The following is a 253-nucleotide window of genomic DNA, read 5'->3' as shown; positions in this document are numbered from 1 at the left end:
AACCCGAAAGTCGATAAGCTGCTTGAAGAAGCGAAGACAATTACAGACAGAAAAGAATACCAAAAGAAGTATGAAGAGATATACAAATTGATTGCTGAAGATCAGCCGTACAGCTTCTTATTCTATTACAAGTACCACAGAGCGATGCCGAATAAGTTACAAGGCTATGTATTCCACCCTAAAAATGACTTGTACAATATTGAAAAATGGTGGCTGGATCAAAAATAGCAAAAGCCCTGGAGAGGGAAGGAGG

At 39.1% G+C, this 253-nt stretch carries 1 pseudogene; it reads left to right on the top strand.

From position 1 onward, the window contains the following. Window positions 1–228 (top strand): annotated as a pseudogene (locus tag SB658_RS25920) (peptide-binding protein); the annotation flags it as partial. Window positions 229–253: the final 25 nt, after the last annotated feature.

The sequence above is a fragment of the Bacillus sp. SIMBA_008 genome (genome assembly GCF_046535495.1).
Taxonomy (GTDB): domain Bacteria; phylum Bacillota; class Bacilli; order Bacillales; family Bacillaceae; genus Bacillus; species Bacillus subtilis.
The sequence above is the reverse complement of the archived record's forward strand: the minus strand, read 5'-3'. Positions and strand labels throughout refer to the sequence as shown.